General features: G+C 72.6%; 19 protein-coding genes. 11 read left to right on the forward strand and 8 right to left on the reverse strand.

Annotated elements, in window-relative coordinates; translation table 11 throughout:
• Positions 1–4 precede the first annotated feature (4 nt).
• Together AB0G32_RS19985 and zapE are read right to left on the reverse strand one after the other, a co-directional pair.
• Positions 5–586 (reverse strand): carbonic anhydrase, encoded by a 582-nt coding sequence (locus AB0G32_RS19985; RefSeq protein WP_361164498.1) that lies wholly within the window; start codon positions 584–586, stop codon positions 5–7.
• A gap of 392 nt (positions 587–978) precedes the next feature.
• Positions 979–2,064, reverse strand: a complete 1,086-nt coding sequence (gene zapE / locus AB0G32_RS19990; protein ID WP_361164598.1) for a cell division protein ZapE — start codon at positions 2,062–2,064, stop codon at positions 979–981.
• 88 nt (positions 2,065–2,152) lie between these two features.
• Here zapE and AB0G32_RS19995 point away from each other — a divergent pair, with 88 nt between their 5' ends.
• The 4 genes from AB0G32_RS19995 (at position 2,153) to msrB (ending at position 5,573) form a co-directional block, all read left to right on the forward strand.
• Positions 2,153–2,950: a pyrimidine reductase family protein gene (locus AB0G32_RS19995; RefSeq protein WP_361164501.1), complete on the forward strand. Its 798-nt coding sequence runs from the start codon at positions 2,153–2,155 to the stop codon at positions 2,948–2,950.
• A gap of 152 nt (positions 2,951–3,102) precedes the next feature.
• Positions 3,103–3,576: an indole-3-glycerol phosphate synthase gene (locus tag AB0G32_RS20000; RefSeq protein WP_361164601.1), complete on the forward strand. Its 474-nt coding sequence runs from the start codon at positions 3,103–3,105 to the stop codon at positions 3,574–3,576.
• Between the two features lie 163 nt (positions 3,577–3,739).
• The gene (gene murC, locus AB0G32_RS20005; RefSeq protein ID WP_361164504.1) at positions 3,740–5,134 is read left to right on the forward strand and encodes a UDP-N-acetylmuramate--L-alanine ligase; all 1,395 of its coding nucleotides are present in this window, start codon (positions 3,740–3,742) and stop codon (positions 5,132–5,134) included.
• 25 nt (positions 5,135–5,159) lie between these two features.
• Positions 5,160–5,573, forward strand: coding sequence for a peptide-methionine (R)-S-oxide reductase MsrB (gene msrB / locus AB0G32_RS20010; protein WP_361164507.1), 414 nt, complete (start codon positions 5,160–5,162; stop codon positions 5,571–5,573).
• A gap of 436 nt (positions 5,574–6,009) precedes the next feature.
• Here msrB and AB0G32_RS20015 read toward each other — a convergent pair whose 3' ends face one another.
• The gene (locus tag AB0G32_RS20015) at positions 6,010–7,473 is read right to left on the reverse strand and encodes a HAMP domain-containing sensor histidine kinase (RefSeq protein WP_361164510.1); all 1,464 of its coding nucleotides are present in this window, start codon (positions 7,471–7,473) and stop codon (positions 6,010–6,012) included.
• 8 nt (positions 7,474–7,481) lie between these two features.
• A complete protein-coding gene (locus tag AB0G32_RS20020; protein WP_361164513.1) occupies positions 7,482–8,177 on the reverse strand; it encodes a response regulator transcription factor in 696 nt (231 codons plus the stop codon).
• 123 nt (positions 8,178–8,300) lie between these two features.
• Between AB0G32_RS20020 and AB0G32_RS20025 the strand changes: the two genes are divergently transcribed.
• From AB0G32_RS20025 to AB0G32_RS20055, 7 genes are all read left to right on the forward strand, one after another.
• Entirely contained in the window at positions 8,301–9,653 is a 1,353-nt protein-coding gene (locus tag AB0G32_RS20025; protein ID WP_361164516.1) for a ferredoxin reductase family protein, read from the forward strand.
• Between the two features lie 20 nt (positions 9,654–9,673).
• Complete coding sequence (locus tag AB0G32_RS20030; RefSeq protein WP_361164519.1) at positions 9,674–10,102, forward strand: FMN-binding protein; 429 nt, start codon at positions 9,674–9,676, stop codon at positions 10,100–10,102.
• 1 nt (position 10,103) lies between these two features.
• Positions 10,104–10,835, forward strand: a complete 732-nt coding sequence (locus AB0G32_RS20035; protein ID WP_361164522.1) for an FAD:protein FMN transferase — start codon at positions 10,104–10,106, stop codon at positions 10,833–10,835.
• Between the two features lie 345 nt (positions 10,836–11,180).
• Positions 11,181–12,320: an ABC transporter ATP-binding protein gene (locus AB0G32_RS20040; protein WP_361164525.1), complete on the forward strand. Its 1,140-nt coding sequence runs from the start codon at positions 11,181–11,183 to the stop codon at positions 12,318–12,320.
• Positions 12,317–12,994, forward strand: coding sequence for an ABC transporter permease subunit (locus AB0G32_RS20045; protein ID WP_361164528.1), 678 nt, complete (start codon positions 12,317–12,319; stop codon positions 12,992–12,994). The genes AB0G32_RS20040 and AB0G32_RS20045 overlap by 4 nt, the downstream gene beginning before the upstream one ends.
• Positions 12,991–13,659, forward strand: a complete 669-nt coding sequence (locus AB0G32_RS20050) for an ABC transporter permease (protein ID WP_361164531.1) — start codon at positions 12,991–12,993, stop codon at positions 13,657–13,659. The genes AB0G32_RS20045 and AB0G32_RS20050 overlap by 4 nt, the downstream gene beginning before the upstream one ends.
• Positions 13,660–13,706: 47 nt before the next feature.
• A complete protein-coding gene (locus tag AB0G32_RS20055; RefSeq protein WP_361164534.1) occupies positions 13,707–14,666 on the forward strand; it encodes an ABC transporter substrate-binding protein in 960 nt (319 codons plus the stop codon).
• A gap of 30 nt (positions 14,667–14,696) precedes the next feature.
• Here AB0G32_RS20055 and AB0G32_RS20060 read toward each other — a convergent pair whose 3' ends face one another.
• The 4 genes from AB0G32_RS20060 to AB0G32_RS20075 are packed head-to-tail and all read right to left on the reverse strand — an operon-like array spanning position 14,697 to position 18,432.
• Positions 14,697–15,278, reverse strand: coding sequence for an ATP/GTP-binding protein (locus AB0G32_RS20060; RefSeq protein ID WP_361164537.1), 582 nt, complete (start codon positions 15,276–15,278; stop codon positions 14,697–14,699).
• The gene (locus tag AB0G32_RS20065; protein ID WP_361164540.1) at positions 15,265–15,624 is read right to left on the reverse strand and encodes a DUF742 domain-containing protein; all 360 of its coding nucleotides are present in this window, start codon (positions 15,622–15,624) and stop codon (positions 15,265–15,267) included. Before AB0G32_RS20065 ends, AB0G32_RS20060 begins: the two co-directional genes overlap by 14 nt.
• A 25-nt stretch (positions 15,625–15,649) precedes the next feature.
• The gene (locus AB0G32_RS20070; protein ID WP_361164543.1) at positions 15,650–16,069 is read right to left on the reverse strand and encodes a roadblock/LC7 domain-containing protein; all 420 of its coding nucleotides are present in this window, start codon (positions 16,067–16,069) and stop codon (positions 15,650–15,652) included.
• Positions 16,066–18,432, reverse strand: coding sequence for a nitrate- and nitrite sensing domain-containing protein (locus AB0G32_RS20075; RefSeq protein ID WP_361164546.1), 2,367 nt, complete (start codon positions 18,430–18,432; stop codon positions 16,066–16,068). Before AB0G32_RS20075 ends, AB0G32_RS20070 begins: the two co-directional genes overlap by 4 nt.
• Positions 18,433–18,439 lie beyond the last annotated feature (7 nt).

An 18,439-nucleotide genomic window follows, 5' to 3' on the forward strand; every position in this document is an offset into this window, starting at 1 on the left:
CCGCTCACAGGACGTCGAAGGTGTCGGTGTCCGCGCGGTACGCGCGCATGGCGCCGGTGTGCACCTCGTAGTACCAGCCGTGCAGCCGCAGCCGGCCCTCCGTCAGGCGCCGTTCGACACAGGGGTAGGAGCGCAGCCGCAGCAGTTGGGCCAGCACGTGGTTCTGCACCGCTTCGGCGACCGTCGGGTCGGCCGGGTCGGAGCACTTCGGCTGGTCGGCGCCGTAGCGGAGCCAGTCACGGACGGCGGGTACGTCGGTCAGGTCGTCGCCGCGGACCATCGCGCCGACGGCGCCGCAGTGCGAGTGGCCGCAGACCACGATGTCGCCGACGTCGAGCGCCTGCACGGCGTACTCGATGGTGGCCGCCTCGCCGGTGGGGCGCTCGGCGGTGTACGACGGGACGACGTTGCCCGCGGTGCGCAGCTCGAAGAGCTGGCCGGGCCGGGCGCCCGTGATCAGGGCGGGTACGACCCGCGAGTCGGAGCAGGTGATGAACAGGACGTCGGGGGACTGGCCCGCGGCGAACCTGGCGAACTCCTCAGGGCGCTGTCCGAACGTGCGGGCGTGGTCGATGAGGGGCTGCATGAGGGTGTTTTCCTCCTGGCGCGCGGTGGGGGCGCGTCGGACGGTCAGGTCAGGTGACAGAGGTGACCTTGCTTTGGCCACGGCTTCACTGCTCGTATGTGCGGTTGCGAACGGAGCGCCCGGGGTGAACGGGCGGAGGGCGAGCGGGGCGAGTGCGAGGGCTGGGCCGGGGTGCCGGCCGTCCTACCTCGGGACACGCGCCTCCCTCCGCCGATCCCGGACGCTTTACGCGGACCAACACTCGGTCAAAGGCTGGTCAAGAAAGACCTTAGCCCGGCAAAGTCGTTTGCAGGGTTAACTCGACGTTTCGGGTGTGAAGAGAGCTTGAAAAGAGTGGCCGGGTGGCGTGAAGAGCCCCTTGACCAGGAGGTACCGGGCGTGATGAGCGGCCCTCAGCGGGCGTCGGCCAGGGGTGCCGCGTCGCGGGCCAGCGCGGTCAGCCGGGAGATCGCCCGGAAGTACTTCTTGCGGTAGCCGCCGTTCAGCATGTCGGCGCTGAACAGCTGGTCGAACGGCAGCCCGGAGGCGAGCACCGGCACCTCGCGGTCGTACAGCCGGTCCGCGAGCACCACCAGCCTGAGCGCCGTCGACTGGTCCGGCACCGGACGGACCCCGGTCAGGCACACGGCCGCGAGGCCGTCGGTCAGCGCGCCGTAGCGGCTGGGGTGCACCCGGGCCAGGTGGTCCAGCAGGTCCGGGAAGGCGTCCAGGGAGGCGCCCCCGGTGGCCCGCGCGGCCCGCGTGACCTGCTCGTCGGAGTAGGGCGCCGGGGCCTTCGGCAGACCCCGGTGCCGGTAGTCCTCGCCGTCGATGCGCAGCGCCCGGAAGTGGGCCGACAGGCCCTGGATCTCGCGCAGGAAGTCGGCCGCCGCGAACCGGCCCTCGCCGAGCTTGCCGGGCAGCGTGTTGGAGGTGGCGGCCAGCGCCACGCCCGCCTCCACCAGCCGGGCCAGCAGGCTGGAGACCAGGACGGTGTCGCCCGGGTCGTCCAGTTCGAACTCGTCGATGCACAGCAGCCGGTGCCCGGACAGGGTCCGCACGGTCTGCTGGAAGCCGAGGGCGCCGACCAGGTTGGTCAGCTCCACGAAGGTGCCGAACGCCTTCCGGGCCGGCTCGGCGTCGGTGGCGTGCCACAGGGAGGCCAGCAGGTGGGTCTTGCCGACGCCGTAGCCGCCGTCCAGGTAGACGCCGCGGGGGCCGGTGGCGGTCTTCGGCGCCTTGGCGCGGCCGAATCCGAACAAGCCGCGCCGGGCACCGGCCGCCGGCGCCGCGCCCAGCCCGGCCGCGAACCCCTCCAGGACCCGGACGGCCTCGCGCTGGCTGGGCTGGTTCGGGTCCGGCACGTACGTGTCGAAGCGGACCGAGTCGAACCGCGGCGGCGGCACCATCTCGGCCACCAGCCGGTCGGCGGGGACCTGCGGCGCGCGGGCGCACAGGGAGACGGGCGAGCGCGGGGCGGTACCCGCGGGGCCCGCTATGTGCGCGGATCCGGCGGCGGCGCGGCCGGAGGCCGGGGAGGAGGACGACACGGTTCATCATGTTAGATGCCGTGGAACACTGCACGGCATGCGACGCCTGTTCCCTGTGACCGACCAGACAGCAGCGCCCCGGGGCCTTGAGGAGACCGACCGGGAGTGGAGCCTGGCGGAGCTGGCCGCCGCGTACGCCTATCCGGACGGCCTCGGCGGCGCCGGCGGACCGGACGTGTGGCTGCGGGCCAACATGGTCTCCTCGCTGGACGGGGCCGCCCAGCACGACGGCCGCTCCCAGCCCATCTCCAGCGCCGCCGACATGCGGATCTTCGGCACTCTGCGGGCGCTCGCCGACGTGGTCGTCGTCGGCGCCGAGACCGTACGCCAGGAGGGCTACCGCCCGGCACGCGCGCGGGCCGGCCTGGAGGAGGCGCGGCGGGCCGCCGGGCAGGGGCCGGTGCCGGCCGTCGCGGTGGTCAGCGCGGCGCTCGCGCTGGACTTCTCGCTGCCGCTGTTCACCTCGCCGCTGGTCCCCACGCTGATCCTGACCGGGGCCGGCGCGCCCGCCGACCGGGTCGCCGCCGCCGAGCGGGCCGGTGCCCGGGTGGTGGTCGCCGGGGACGGTCCCGGCGTCGACCCGGTACGCGCGGTGGCCGCCCTGACCGCCCTCGGCCACCGCCGGCTGCTGACCGAGGGCGGGCCGCGGCTGCTCGGCCAGTTCGTCGCGGCCGGCGTGCTGGACGAGCTGTGCCTGACCGTCTCGCCGACGCTGACGGCGGGCGGCGCGCAGCGGATCGCCACCGGTCCGTCGCTGGCGGTGCCGCACCGGTTCGAGCTGGCTTCGCTGCTGGAGCAGGAAGGTTTCCTCTTCAGCAGCTACCGGAGGGTGTGAAGCCGGGTGTGCCGGGTGGCAATACCTGGAATCTCCCGTTCCGGTTAGCTCGCGACGGGCACACTGAATCCGGCAGTACCCGTGCGATCACGGGGCAGGATGGTTTCCTCAGAGCCGATGGAGCTGACAGGCCGATGGAGAAGAGGCGCCCGGTGTTCACCAGCGTTTTGATGATCGAGAAGGCCCTGACGTCCGCTGACGTGGAGTTCGTCACCACCTTGCACGGGGACGAGACGGTCTCCTTCCACGTGCTGCTCCAGCCGCGCGGCGACCAGGCGGACCGCCTGCTGCGCGCCATCGACGACGTGGCGCTCGGCGAACTGGACGAGGCCGTCAGAGAAGGGGAGACCCCCGAGGGCGAGGAGGCGCTGACCACGGGGCAGCGGGCCCTGGAGGTCTCTCTCACCGCACTGCGCGCCTCCGGCAACGAGGCGGCGGGCCGGCTGATCGACGACCACCCGCTGGACTCGCTCAAGGGCCTGGTGGAGGAGGTCGGCGCGGACGAGGTGATCGTGCTGACCGACCCGCACTACGTGGAGGAGTTCTTCCACCGGGACTGGGCCTCCCGGGCCCGGCACCGGGTCGGCGTCCCGGTGCTGAAGCTGTTCTCGCACAGCAAGACGTGAGCCCGGGGGTCACTCGGGTCGGCGACCGCGCCGGGCACCGCATAGGCTGACCGCCGCAGACACGCGCAGATCAGCACGCGCAGATCAGCACGCGCAGAGCAGCACGCGCAGAGCAACACGTACAGAGCAGCAAGCACAGACCCGCACGTACAGGGAGACACACATGGCACCCGGCCTCCCCACCGCCATGGACCGACCGCATTTCATCGGCATCGGCGGCGCCGGAATGTCGGGGATCGCCAAGATCCTCGCGCAGCGCGGGGCCGAGGTGGCCGGCAGCGACGCGAAGGACTCCGCGACCGCGCGGGCGCTGCGCGCGCTGGGCGCGACGGTGCACATCGGACACGCGGCGGAGCACCTCGCCGACGACGCGAGCTGCGTCGTCGTCTCCTCCGCGATCCGCGCCGACAACCCGGAGCTGGCCCGCGCCGCCGAACTGGGCGTCCCGGTCGTGCACCGCTCCGACGCGCTCGCCGCCCTGATGGACGGCCTGCGCCCGCTCGCGGTGGCCGGCACCCACGGCAAGACGACCACCACCTCCATGCTGGCCGTCTCCCTGGCCGAGCTGGGCCTGAACCCGTCGTACGCCATCGGCGGCGACCTGGACGAGCCCGGCTCCAACGCGCTGCACGGCGCCGGCGAGATCTTCGTCGCCGAGGCCGACGAATCGGACCGCAGCTTCCACAAGTACGCCCCCGAGGTCGCGATCGTCCTCAACGTCGAACTCGACCACCACGCCAACTACGCCTCGATGGACGAGATCTACGAGTCCTTCGAGACCTTCGCCGGCCGGATCGTGCCCGGCGGCACGCTGGTGATCTCCGCCGACCACGAGGGCGCCCGGGAACTCACCCGCCGCCTGGCCGGCACGGTCACCACGGTGACGTACGGCGAGGCCGCCGACGCCGACGTCCGCATCCTCTCCGTCGTGCCCCAGGGCCTGAAGAGCGAGGTCACCGTCGCGCTGCCGGACGGCACGGAGCCTACCTTCACGGTCTCCGTCCCCGGCCGCCACTACGCGTCCAACGCGGTGGCCGCGCTGGCCGCGGGCGCCGCCCTCGGCGTCCCGGCCACCGACCTGGCCCCCGCGCTGGCCGCCTACACCGGCGTGAAGCGGCGGCTCCAGCTCAAGGGCGAGGCGGCCGGCGTCCAGGTGATCGACTCCTACGCGCACCACCCCACCGAGATGACCGCCGACCTGGAGGCGATGCGCGCGGCGGCCGGCGAGGCCCGCATCCTCGTCGTCTTCCAGCCGCACCTGTTCTCCCGCACCCAGGAACTGGCCAAGGAGATGGGCCAGTCCCTCGCCCTCGCCGACGCCTCGGTGGTCCTCGACATCTACCCGGCCCGCGAGGACCCGATCCCCGGCGTCACCAGCGACCTGATCATCGAGGCGGCCCGCGCGGCCGGCGCCGACGTCACCCCGCTGCACGACGCCGCCGCCGTACCGGAGGCGGTCGCGGGAATGGCACGGCCCGGTGATCTCGTTCTCACCATGGGCGCGGGCGACGTCACGGACCTCGGCCCGCTGATCCTGGACCGTCTTCAGAAGCAGTAGAAGCTAGTAGGGGAGCTGAGCACTCATGGCGTACGACGTCGAGAAGCCGGACGAGCAGTGGCGCGCGGAGCTGTCCCCGGCCGAGTACGCCGTCCTGCGGCAGGCCGCCACGGAGCCGGCCTTCACCGGTGAGTACACCGACACCAAGACCACCGGCGTCTACTCCTGCCGGGCCTGCGGGGCGGAGCTGTTCACCTCGACCACCAAGTTCGAGTCGCACTGCGGCTGGCCGTCCTTCTACGACCCGAAGGGCTCCGACGCGGTCGAACTGATCGAGGACCACTCCCACGGCATGGTCCGCACCGAGGTCCGCTGCGCCCGCTGCGGCTCCCACCTCGGCCACGTCTTCGCGGGCGAGGGCTACCCGACCCCGACCGACCAGCGGTACTGCATCAACTCGGTCTCGCTGCGGTTGGAGCCGCAGGAGAACGCGGGCTGAAGTCCCGCCGCTACGGAGCGGCAGCCCGTAGGCACGGTGGAACGCGCGGCTGAACCCCACCGGGTCGCGGTCTCCCCGATGGTCCGGTGCCGGAGCCGGGGGTCGGCCAGGTCGGCGCGGGCGCGTTCGAGCCGCAGTCGGCGGATGGTGGCACCGACCGTTTCCGGCTGCTGACGGAACAGTGCGTGCAGTGACCGCACGGAGATGAGGTGCGCCGCGATGGCAGCCGGATTCAGTGGGCCATGAAGCGGTGCGTGTGCTCGCTCTTCGTCGAGACCGGCGTGACCTAGTCGTCGACCATCCGGGACCACCGCTCGAAACCGTCGTGCGCGTGGAAGCTGTCGGTGGAGACGGAGACCCGCGACTTCGCAGGGGGACGGGCGGGGGCGGTGACGGCTGGCCCCGCCCGCACCGCCTCGGGACCGCGGCGGGTCCGTCAGCGGTCCGTGAGATCCGTGCGGGCCAGCGGCAGTGTCACCGTGAACACCGTTGCCCCCGGCGCGCTCGCAAGTTCCACCGTGCCCCCGTGTGCCGTCACCAGTGACCGGGCCACCGCCAGGCCCAGTCCGCTGCCGCCCCGGTCGCGGCTGCGGGCCTTGTCGACGCGGTAGAAGCGGTCGAAGACCCGTTCCCGGTCGGCGGGCGGTATGCCGGGGCCGGTGTCGGCCACCGTCACCCGGGCCGTCTCCGCGTCGCGCGCCACCCGCAGGGACACCTCCGTGCCGGGCGGGGTGTGCACGGCCGCGTTGGTGAGGAGGTTGTCCAGGACCTGGCGGATGCGCCCCGCGTCGCAGCGCAGCCGGACCGGCTCGGCCGGGGCCGTCACGGTCAGCGGACGGCCCGGGTGCGAGGCGCGGAACGCGTCGGCGGCCTGCCGGGCCAGGTCCGTCAGGTCGGTGCCGGTCATCCGCAGCGGTGCCTCGACCTCGGCCGCGTCCAGCCGGGCGAGCAGCAGCAGGTCGTCCAGCAGGACGCCCATCCGGGCCGCCTCGGCGCGCAGCCGGGCCAGGTGGCGGTCCCGTTCGGCCGGTTCGTTGGCCGCCGCGTACTGGAACAGGTCGGCGTAGCCGCGGACCGACATCAGCGGGGTGCGCAGTTCGTGCGAGGCGTCCGCGACGAACCTGCGCAGCCGGCCCTCCGCCTCGGCGCGTACCGCCAGGGAGTCGTCGATGTGCTCCAGCATCGCGTTGAACGCGGTGCGCAGCTCCGCCACCTCCCGGCCGCCGTCCCGCCCGGCGTCCCGCAGCGGCAGCCGGGCCGCCGACTCGGTCAGGTCGTGCGAGGCGATGCCGTGCGCGGTGTGCGCCATGTCGCTCAGCGGCTTCAGCCCGCGCCGCAGCATCCGCCGCCCGACCACCACCAGCGCCAGCAGCGCCACCCCGAAGGCGACCACCTGCACGGCGATCAGATGGTCCATGGTGTTCTCGACGTCCCCGAGCGGCGCCGCGCTGACCAGCACCACGCCGGGCTGCACCTCGCAGGCCCGCAGCAGGTAGGGCCCGCGGCCGTCGATCCGCACGGTGCGCGTGATGTCCTGCCCCGACTGGGCCATCTCCTCGGCCAGCGCGGTCAGCGCGCCCGGGTCGGCGGGCACGTCGGCGGGCTCGCGCAGGTCGGCCGAGGCGGCGGAGACGTCGTAGACGGCCGTGTACCAGCCGTAGTACGACTTGCGCTGCACGGTGCCGTGCTCGGCCGCGTCCTTGGTCTGCACCACCTGCGCCAGCTTCATCTGGTCGACGAGCCGGGCCTCCAGGTAGTCCCGCATGTACGTGGTGAGCGCCGTGCCGACCACGGCGAACGCCAGCAGCGACAGCAGGCCGAGGCCGAGGGCGAGCCGGGTGCCGAGCCGCGAGTCGCGGTAGGCCCGCCACAGCCGCCGTACCGGACGTACCGGACGCACCGGCCCTCTCACGGAGCCGCCTGCCGCAGCGCGTAGCCGAAGCCGCGCACCGTGTGGATCAGCGGGGCGCCGCCGCCCGCCTCGTCCAGTTTGCGGCGCAGCCGGCTGACCACCAGTTCCACTACGTTGGACCGGCCGCCGAAGCCGTACTCCCACACATGGTCCAGGATCTGCGCCTTGGTCAGCACGGTCGGGGACTTGCGCATCAGGTAGCGCAGCACCTCGTACTCGGTGGGGGTGAGCGACAGCAGGGTCTCGCCGCGCCGCACCTGGCGGGTGTCCTCGTCCATCGTCAGGTCGCCGACGCCGAGCACCGAGCGCTGGAAGCCGGGTCCGGCGCTGCGCCGCAGCACGGTGCGCAGCCGGGCCATCAGCTCCTCCACCGCGAACGGCTTGACCAGGTAGTCGTCGCCGCCCCGGGTCAGCCCCGCCACCCGGTCGGCGACCTGGTCGCGGGCGGTGAGGAAGACCACCGGCACCTGGGTGCCCGAGCGGCGCAGCCGGTCCAGGACGCCGAAGCCGTCGAGGTCCGGCAGCATCAGGTCGAGCACCACGATGTCCGGGTGGAACGCGGCGGCGGTGCGCAGTGCCTCCTCGCCGGTGTTGGCGGTCACCGCCTCCCAGCCCTCGTACCGGGCGACGGTGGCGACCAGGTCGGCGATGGGCGGGTCGTCGTCCACGACGAGGAGTCGTACTTTTTCCACCCGCCCATAGTGCGTCACCCGGCACGCACAGCCGAGCCCCAGGTCATCGCCGTACCGGGATCGATAACCACTCGAAAGCCGGTAGACAGGAAAACGACAGGGCGGCCGGGTGAAGCTCGGAGCGTGACCACTGCCCCACGCGCTCCCCGTGTCGTCCAGCCGCCCCCCACCCCGGTCCTGCGCCCCCGGGTGCTGGCCCGCACCGGCCTGTACGCGCTGTTCGCCGTCAACGCGGCCGTCGTGGCCGTCCTCTTCGTCCAGGGCGGCTTCGCGTCCAACGCGCTGATCGTGCTGGGCCGGCTGGCCGGGCTGTACGGCGCCCTGTTCATGGCGTTCCAGCTGCTGCTGGTGGCCCGGCTGCCCTGGCTGGACCGCCGCATCGGCATGGACCGGCTGACCTCCTGGCACCGCTGGACCGGCTTCGGCGTGGTGTGGACGCTGCTCGCCCACGTGGTCCTCATCACCTTCGGGTACGGGGAGGGGTCCGGGATGGACCCGCTGAACCAGCTCGTCGACCTCGCCGAGACCGTCGAGGGCGTGCTGCGGGCACTGGTCGCCTTCGTGCTGCTGCTGGTGATCGGCGGGGTCTCGGCGCGGGCCGCGCGGCGCCGGCTGGCGTACGAGACCTGGCACTTCCTGCACCTGTACACATACGTCGCGGTGGTGCTGGCCTTCACCCACCAAGTCGCCGTCGGGACCTCGTTCACGTCGTCGTCGTGGGGGACCGGGTACTGGTACGCGGTGTGGGGTGTCGCGCTGGGCGCGGTGTTCGCCGGGCGGCTCGCGCTGCCGCTGTGGCGGAACTGGCGTCACCGGCTGCGGGTGACGGCCGTCGTCCCGGAGAACGAGCACGTGGTGTCCGTGTACGTCACCGGCCGCGACCTGGACCGGCTGCCGGCCCGCGCCGGCCAGTTCTTCCTGTGGCGGTTCCTGACCCGGGACCGCTGGTGGCAGGCCAACCCCTTCTCGCTGTCCGCCGCGCCCGACGGCCGTACCCTCCGGCTCACCGTCAAGACCGCCGGGGCCGGCAGCGCCGCGCTACGGCGGCTGAGGCCCGGCACCCGGGTGTTCGCCGAGGGACCCTACGGCGCGTTCACCACCATGCACCGCACCCGGCCGGACGCCGTGCTCGTCGCGGGCGGCGTCGGCGTCACCCCGATCCGGGCGCTGCTGGAGGAGCTGGACGGCCACGCCGTCGTCCTCTACCGGGTCACCGCCGAACCGGACGCGGTGCTCTACGACGAGCTGCGCGACCTCGCCGTCGCCAAGGGTGCCGAACTGCACCTGGTGACCGGGCCGCCGGTGCCCGACCGGCTGGCCCCGGCCGAACTGGCCCGGCTGATCCCCGACCTCACCGACCGCGACGTCTTCCTGTGCGGACCGCCGCCCATGATGAACGCCGTACTGGGCAGCCTGCGCGAGCTGGGCGTGCCCGGGCCGCAGATCCACTTCGAGCGCTTCAGCCTGGCCGGCTGAGGGGGAGACGAGAGCACGCCGTGAAACGAGCCATACCTGTTCTGGTGCTGAGCGTCGCGGGGCTGATTCCCGTGTGGCGGTACGCGCCGTCCACCGAGCCGACGACCACGACCAGCACCACGGAGGCCGTTGCCGCCCCGACGCCGACGGTGTCCTCCTCGGGCGGCACCGGTTCCGCCGGTGCCACCGAGCGGACCGTCGCCGGGTCGACCGTGAACACCGAGAAGGGCCCCGTCCAGGTCCAGGTGACCTTCGAGGGCGAGCGGATCACCGCCGTCACCATGCTCCAGCAGCCCAACCACCCGCAGACCACGGCCGCCGTGCCGCAGCTCGTCGAGGAGACCCTGCAGGCGCAGAGCGCCGACATCGACACCGTCTCCGGTGCCACCGTCACCAGCGACGGGTACCGGGAGTCCCTGCAGGCCGCGCTCGACGCGCAGGGGCTGTGACGTGCGGCGCGTCGAGCACGTCATGGGGTTCCCGGTCTCCCTGCGGATCGACGACGAGGACGTTCCCGAGCAGGCCGCCGACGCGGTCTTCCGCTGGCTGCGCGAGGTGGACGCCCGGTTCAGTCCGTTTCGGGCCGACAGCGAGGTGTCCCGGCTGGACCGGGGCGAGACCTTCGAGCTGAGCGAGGACCTGCGGGAGGTGCTCGGCCTCTGCGCGGAGTACCGGGCGGCGACCGGCGGCGCCTTCGACGTCCGGCTGCCGGGGCGGCGGCTCGATCCGTGCGCGGTGGTGAAGGGCTGGTCGGTGCAGCGGGCGGCGGAGCTGCTGACGGCGGCCGGGGCGCGCCGCTTCTGCCTCAACGCCGGCGGTGACGTGGTCGCCGCCGGCGGTCCCTGGCGGGTGGGGATACGGCATCCCGAGCACGCCGACCGGCTGTGCACGGTACTGGAGGTCACCGACGCGGCCGTGGCGACCTCCGCTCGCTACGAGCGCGGCGACCACATCCTCGACGGCCGGACCGGGCGCCCGGCGACCGGACTGCTCAGCCTGACGGTGGTGGCTCCCACCCTCACCGAGGCCGACGCCGCGGCCACCGCCGCCTTCGCGCTCGGCCGCGAGGGCGTCACCTGGGCCGCCGCCCGGCCGGGCTGCGAGATCTTCGCGGTGGACTCGGACCGCCGGGTGCTGCGCTCACCGGGACTGCCGACGGTGCGGATCGAGAGGGCCGCGTAGGGGGTCGCTGGCGGTGGTGCGGATAGAGCGGGCCGCGTAGGGGGTCGCTGGCGGTGGTGCGGATAGAGCGGGCCGCGTAGGGGGTCGCTGGCGGTGGTGCGGATCGAGCGGGCCGCGTAGGAGGTCACTTGCGGTGGTGCGGATCGAGCGGGCCGCGTAGGAGGTCACTGCCGGCGGCGCGGACCAGGAGGGCCGCATAAGGGGTCGCGGCCCGGGGCAGGTGTGCGAGGCGGCCGGTTCAACGGCCTGGCCTAGACTCACCCGGCAGCTGCACCCGCAACTGCCCGTACAACCCCTGGCCAGCACTTCCCGGCCTGTCCGCCCACCCGAAGGGTATTCGGCGCTTTGATACGGATGGAATCAGTCACCAAGCGGTATCCGGACGGCACGGTGGCGGTGGACCGGCTGTCGCTGGAGATACCGGACCGCTCGATCACGGTCCTCGTCGGTCCCTCGGGCTGCGGCAAGACGACCACCCTGCGGATGATCAACAGGATGGTCGAGCCCAGCGAGGGCACCATCCTCCTCGACGGCGCGGACGTCACCCGGCAGCCCGTCACCACCCTGCGCCGCTCCATGGGGTACGTCATCCAGAACGCCGGTCTCTTCCAGCACCGGACGATCGTCGACAACATCGCCACCGTGCCCCGGATGCTCGGCTGGAGCAAGCAGAAGGCCCGCGACCGGGCGGCGGAGCTGATGGGCCGGGTCGGCCTCGACACCTCCCTCGCCAAGCGCTACCCGTACCAGCTCTCCGGCGGCCAGCAGCAGCGCGTCGGCGTGGCCCGCGCGCTCGCCGCCGACCCGCCGGTGCTGCTGATGGACGAGCCGTTCTCGGCCGTCGACCCGGTGGTCCGCAAGGGCCTCCAGGACGAACTCCTGCGCATCCAGGACGAACTGGGCAAGACCATCGTCTTCGTCACCCACGACATCGACGAGGCCATCAAACTCGGCACCATGGTCGCGGTGATGCGCGAGGGCGGTCACCTCGCCCAGTACGCGCCCCCCGCCGAACTGCTCTCCGACCCCGCCGACGCCTTCGTCGAGGGCTTCCTCGGCGCCGACCGGGGCGTACGGCGGCTGTCCTTCTTCCCGTCCGCCGCACTGGAGCTGACCACCGTCCCGGTGGTCCCGGTGGACGCCACCGCCAAGCGCCTCGGCGCCGCCGCCAAGTCGCCCTACGTGCTGGTCACCGACGACGACGGCCGCCCGCTCGGCTGGAGCGAGCCGCGCGACCTGACCCCGGGCGACATCGACCCGGCGCGGCTGCTGCCGTACGGGCGGCCGTTCACCCCCGGCACCGACTCGCTGCGCGCCGCCCTGGACTGCGCGGTGCTCTCGCCCACCGGCTGGGCGGTCGCCGTGGACGAAGCCGGCAAGGTCACCGGGGTCGTCTCGCAGACGGCCATCGGCGACGCGATCCGCGCCGCGCACGCCGAGCACGCCGGGGCCGCGGCCGGGGCACCCACCGGGGCGGTGTCGTGAACGGCTTCTTCGACATCCCAAGCGACCTCCAGAGCACCTGGCTCGGACTGATCGGCCTGCATCTGCGCGAGGCCCTGCTGCCGGTGCTGGCCGGTCTGGTGCTGGCGCTGCCGATCGCCCAGCTCTGCGTCCGCTTCCGCTGGCTCTACCCGCCGGTGCTCGGCGTGACGACCGTGCTGTACGCCGTCCCGTCGCTGGCTTTCTTCGTGGTCCTCATCGACTACACCGGCCAGACCGAGCTGACCGTGATGATCCCGCTGGCCGTCTACAGCCTGGTCGTCCTGGTCCCGGCCCTCGTCGACGGCGTCCGCTCGGTGCCCGAGGAGACCCTGGCCGCCGCCACCGCGATGGGCTTCGGACCGGTACGCCGCTACGCGCAGGTGCAGTTGCCGATCGCCGTGCCCGCCATCGTGGCCGGCCTCAGGGTCGCCGTCGTCTCCAGCATCTCGCTGGTCAGCGTCGGCGCGCTGATCGGCAACCAGGGCGCCCTCGGCAACCTGCTGGCCGCCGCCCAGAAGTACGACCGCCCCGAACTGGCCGCCAACTCCGTGCTCACCACCGCGGTCCTCGCCATCGCCTGCGACGCGGCCCTGGTCGCACTGCGCGCCCTGCTCACCCCGTGGATGCCGCGCGGCACCCGCACCCGGCGCAGCCCGGCGGAGGCCACCGGATGAACGTCCTGAACTTCGTCAACGCCTTCTTCAGCGACGGCGCCCACTGGCACGGCTACGACGGCATCCCGCAGCGCCTGCTGGAACACCTCCACTACTCGGCGCTGGCCCTCGGCGTCGCCGCCCTGATCGGCCTGCCGGTCGGCCTGGTCACCGGGCACACCGGGCGCGGCGGCAACGCGCTGGCCTTCGTCGCCACCGCCGCCCGCGCGCTGCCCAGCTTCGGACTGCTGGTCCTGATCGTCATCATGATGGGCTTCGGCCTGTTCCCGGTGATGATCCCGCTGGTCATCCTCGCCGTCCCGCCGATCCTGGTCACCACCTACGAGGCCATCCGCTCCGTCGACCCGGCCCCGGTGGACGCGGCCCGCGGCATGGGCATGCGCGAGTCCCGGGTGCTGCTCCAGGTCGAACTGCCGGTCGCGCTGCCGCTGATCCTCAGCGGACTGCGCTCGGCGGCCATCCAGATCGTCTCCACGGCCACCATCGCCGCCTACGTCAGCCTGGGCGGCCTCGGCCGGTACATCGTCGACGGGCTCTACCAGCGCGACTACGAGAAGGTCGTCGGCGGCGCCACCCTGGTGGCCGTCCTCGCCCTGGTCACGCTGGGTCTGTTCTGGGCGGCCGGGCGGTTCGCGGTGTCCCCGGGGGTGCGCAGAAAACCGTAACCAGGCTGTTCTTGACGGACCCAGAAGCGGCGGGATGGGATCGGTGAATGACTTTCACTGCGAAGAGCAGCCGGTCCAGGACGAGGCACACCGGTGTGGCGGCCGTAACGCTCATGGCCACCGCGGCACTGCTCTCGGGCTGTTCCTCCTCCGACGACGGCGGCGACAACCCCCTGGACGGGGACAAGGCGGAGGCCGGCACGGTCGTCGTCGGCTCCAACAACTTCGCCGAGAGCACGCTGCTCGCCGACATCTACGGCGAGGCGCTCAAGGCCAAGGGCCTCAAGGTCACCTACAAGCACAACATCGGCAGCCGCGAGACGACGTACGGGCTGATGAAGAACGGTTCCGTCACCGTGCTGCCCGAGTACAACGGCTCGCTGCTCGCCTATCTCGACGCCGACGCCGAGCAGACCTCCGCCGCGGCGGTCGACACGGCGGCCAAGGCCAAGCTCGACAAGAGCCTCACCCTGCTGGAGTCCTCGCCCGCCGAGGACAAGGACTCGCTGAGCGTCAACGCCGCCACGGCGAAGAAGTACGGCCTCACCTCGGACTCGACGCTCGCGGACCTGAAGGACATCGCCCCGGACCTCGTGATCGGCGGCTCGCCCGAGTTCCAGACCCGGCAGCAGGGGCTGAAGGGGCTGGAGTCGAAGTACGGGCTGAAGTTCAAGTCGTTCAAGGCGCTGGACGCGGGCGGCCCGCTGACCCAGGCGGCGCTGACCAAGAACACCGTGCAGGCCGCCGACATCTTCACCACCGACCCGACCATCGTGAAGGAGAAGTTCGTCGTCCTGAAGGACCCGGACAACTTCTTCGGCTTCGCCAACGTCACCCCGCTGGTCAACAAGGACGGGCTGTCCGAGGAGGGCGTCGCCGCCCTGAACGCCGTGTCCGCGAAGCTGGACACCGAGACGCTGCTCGACCTCGACGCCCAGGTGCAGCTGGACAAGAAGGACCCGCTGGACGTCGCCAAGGCGTGGCTGAAGACGGCCGGTCTGGACTGACCGGCCGCCGGTACTGACCGGCCCCCGGTACTAACCGGCCGCCGCGGCGATCAACTGGTCGACCAGGGCGATCAGTACGTCCCGGGAGGAGATCCGCTCGCGCGCGTCGCACAGCAGCACCCGGACATGGTCCGGCAGCGCCAGCGCGTCGCGGATCTCCTCCGCCGGATACGGGTGCTCCCCGTGGAAGCCGTTGACCGCGACCACGAACGGGATGCCCCGGCGCTCGAAGAAGTCGATGGCGGCGAAACTCGACTCGGGCCGGCGCACGTCCAGCAGCACGACCGCGCCGAGGGCGCCGATCGCCAGGTCGTTCCACATGAACCAGAACCGCTGCTGCCCCGGCGTACCGAACAGGTAGAGCACCAGGTCGTCGCCGACGGTGATCCGGCCGAAGTCCAGCGCCACCGTGGTGGACCGTTTCTCCTCGATGCCGGCGAGGTCGTCGACGCCCAGGCCGGCCATCGTCAGCGGTTCCTCGGTGCGCAGCGGGGCGATCTCGCTGACCGAACCGACCATGGTGGTCTTGCCGACGCCGAAGCCGCCGGCGATGAGTATCTTCACGGCGTCCGGAGCGGATCTCGCCCGGGTGACGGACTCAGAGCCGGCCAAGGCCCTCCCTCACTTTCCGTAGCAGGTCCAGGTCGGCGGTGGTGTGCGACACCGGGTGCGGCGCCCGCGCGACGATCCGGCCGTCCTCCAGCAGATCGCAGAGCAGGATGACCACCACGCTGACCGGCAGGTCGAGCAGGGCCGCCAGCTCCGCCACGGCGACCGGCCGGGCGCACAGCCGCAGGATGCGGGCGTGCTCCGGCTGCCCCCGCGCGATCCGGCCGGGCGGCGGGTGCACCGCGGTCACCGTCGTGATGAGGGTGAAGTCGGCGCGGCTGGGCCGGGTGCGCCCGCCGGTCAGGGCGAACGGCCGCACCAGCCGGCCCTCCGCGTCGCCTTCCCTCATGTCACGCGTCGCCTTCCCTCATGGGTCAAGCACCGGGGCCAGTAACGCCCCGGGGGGCCGCGCTGAGGTGCTCACCGATCTTCTTCACCAGCATGTTCATCTGGTACGCCACCACACCCACATCGGCGTTCGGACCGGTGAGCACCACCAGGTGGGCGCCGGGGCCGGCGGAGGTCAGCACCAGAAAACTGTTGGCCATCTCGATCAGCGCCTGGCGGACCGGGCCGCCCCGGAAGTCCATGCTGACGCCCTTGCTGAGGCTCATCAGGCCCGAGGCGGTCGCCGCGAGCCGCTCGGCGTCGTCGCGCAGGAACCCGGTGGACTTGCTGACCACCAGCCCGTCCTCGGAGAGCACGACGGCCTGGTTGACGTCGGCGACCCGCTCCACGAGTCCGGTGAGCAACTGGTCGAGCTGGGTGTGGGTGGCGGGCGAGGGGCGTGTCATGGCGTGTCCTTCGTGAGCGGTCGGCGGGCGGAGTCCGGGGCGCGGCCGTCCCGTTCCTCGGGCTCCTCGTCACGTGCCTGGAGGGTGCCGCGCTGGAAACCGGCGAGGGAGGACGCGGCACGCTCGGCGGTGAAGTCGGGGTAACCGTCGCCCTCCGCGGCGGCCCCGGGCTCCGCACGCAACTCGGCGGCGAGACTCGTCTGCGGGACGCGGCGGGGGAGGGGGGAGGGGGAAGCCGCGGGGGAGCGGGAAGCAGCGGGGGAGCGGGAGCCGCGGTCAGGGCTCGGGGTGGGTGCGGGTGTGAGTACGGGTGCGGGTACGGGCGCGGGTGCGGGTGAGAGTACGGGCGCGGGCCCCGGCCGTACGGTGTCGCTCTCGCTCTCGCTCTCGCTCTCGCCCTCGCCCCCGGTCCCGGTCCCGTTCTCGGGCCGCTCCCGCACCACGATCTCGTGCGGCACCAGCACGATCGCCGTGGTGCCGCCGTACGGCGACGGACGCAGCGTGACCGTGATGCCGTGCCGGTGGGCGAGCCGGGCGACGACGAACATGCCGAGCCGCAGATCGCCGGCGAGGGCCACCACGTCGAACTTCGGCTCCACCGCCAGCTGCTCGTTGAACGAGACGTAGTCGTCCTCGGACAGGCCGAGGCCCCGGTCCTCGATCTCGACCGCCAGGCCCCTGGCCACCATCGCCGCCCGCACCCCGACCGGCGCGGGTGCCGGCGAGTACGCGGTGGCGTTGTCGATCAGCTCGGCCAGCAGATGGATCACGTCGGCCACCGCGGGCGGCGCCAGGAACACGTCCTCGTCGGTGGAGATCTCCACCCGCTGGTACTCGGCGACCTCGCCGACCGCGCCGCGCAGGATGTCGACCAGCGCGACCGGCTCCCGCCAGCTGCGCCGCGGCTGCTCGCCGCTGATGATGACGAGGTTCTCCTCGTAGCGGCGCAACTGGCTGGCCACCGAGTCCAGTTCGTACAGGCCGTTGAGGACCTCCGGGTCGGTGTGCCGGCGTTCCAGCGCGTCGAGCTTGCCGAGCTGCATGTTGACCAGGTTCTGGCTCTGCCGGGCGATGCCGAGGATCACCTTCTGGAAGCCGCGCCGGGTGTCGGCGAGTTCCACCGCGGTGTGCACGGCGGTGCGCTGCGCGGCGTTGAACGCCTGGGCCACCTGCCCGAGTTCGTCCCGGCCGTAGTCCAGCGGCGGGGTCGCCGACTCCACGTCGACCGTCTCGCCCCGCTCCAGCCGGGCCACCACGTCGGGCAGCCGTTCCTCGGCCAGGCTCAGGGTGGCCCGCCGCAGGCCGGTGAGCCGCCGGGACAGCGAGCGGGTGATCCGCCAGGACAGCACCACGCACAGCAGCAGGGCGAGCAGCCCGCCCGCGCTCAGCGCGCCCGCCGTGAGCAGCAGCCCACGCGCCTCCTCGGCGCTGCGGTCGAGCAGGTCCGAGGTCTGCTGCCGGATCAGCTCCGCGTACCGCAGGGAGACCTGGTCGAAGGCGGCGGTCCACCGCTGCCGGGCGTCCGGGATGCGGATCGCGCCGGTCCCGTCCGCGCCGCGGGCCGCGAGCACCTCGTCCTCGACCGCCTCCATGGTCTGCCACGCCTCACTCGCCAGGATGGACTCGACCTGGGTCTTCGCCGTGCCGCGCAGCGCGGGCATGATCTGGTCCTGGACCAGCCAGCGCCGGGTGTGCACCGCCTGGGAGAACGCGGCCCACTCGGCCTCGTCGAGCCGCCCGGAGGGCCAGGCCAGGGTGAGCCGGGCGTCCTCCTGGGAGGTCAGTTCCGCCGCGTGCTCCAGGGCGACCAGCGGGCCGGCCTGCGAGGTGAGGTCGCCGTCGTCGACCTGGGACAGCTCCTGGAAGGCGTGTATCTGCTCGTCGACGATCGAGGAGTACTGGTCGAGCGCCTGGTCGGCGGTGATGTCGGTGGGCGCGTCGACCTGGTCGCGGTAGTACTCCAGGCTGCCCAGCGAGCCGAGCACCGCGTACAGCCGTTCCGAGACCCGGGCGGGCGCCCGGCGGATCGCGTCGCTCTGCCCGACCAGTTCGGCCACCGCCGCGTCCGTCTCCTTGCGCCGCGCCGCCAGTTCCCCGCGCGAGCCGCCGGGCGTCGCCAGCCAGGTCGCCGAGACGCCGCGCTCCCGCTGGAGGGCGAGGGTGGCGTCGGTGCCCATCGCGCCGGTGGCCCGGCTCAGCTGGGTCTGCGACCGCAGCTCCAGTCCCTCGGAGAACATCCGGTTGGTCGTCACGCCCCACATCACGGCGAGGGTGACGCTCGGCACCACGGCCAGGAGGATCAGGGAGAGACGTATGGAGCCGAGGCGGCCGAGGCGGCGCGGGGCACCTGTCCGTGCAGACATCGTCGTC

The organism is Streptomyces sp. NPDC023723 (assembly GCF_040639815.1).
In the GTDB taxonomy this organism is placed as follows: Bacteria; Actinomycetota; Actinomycetes; order Streptomycetales; family Streptomycetaceae; genus Streptomyces.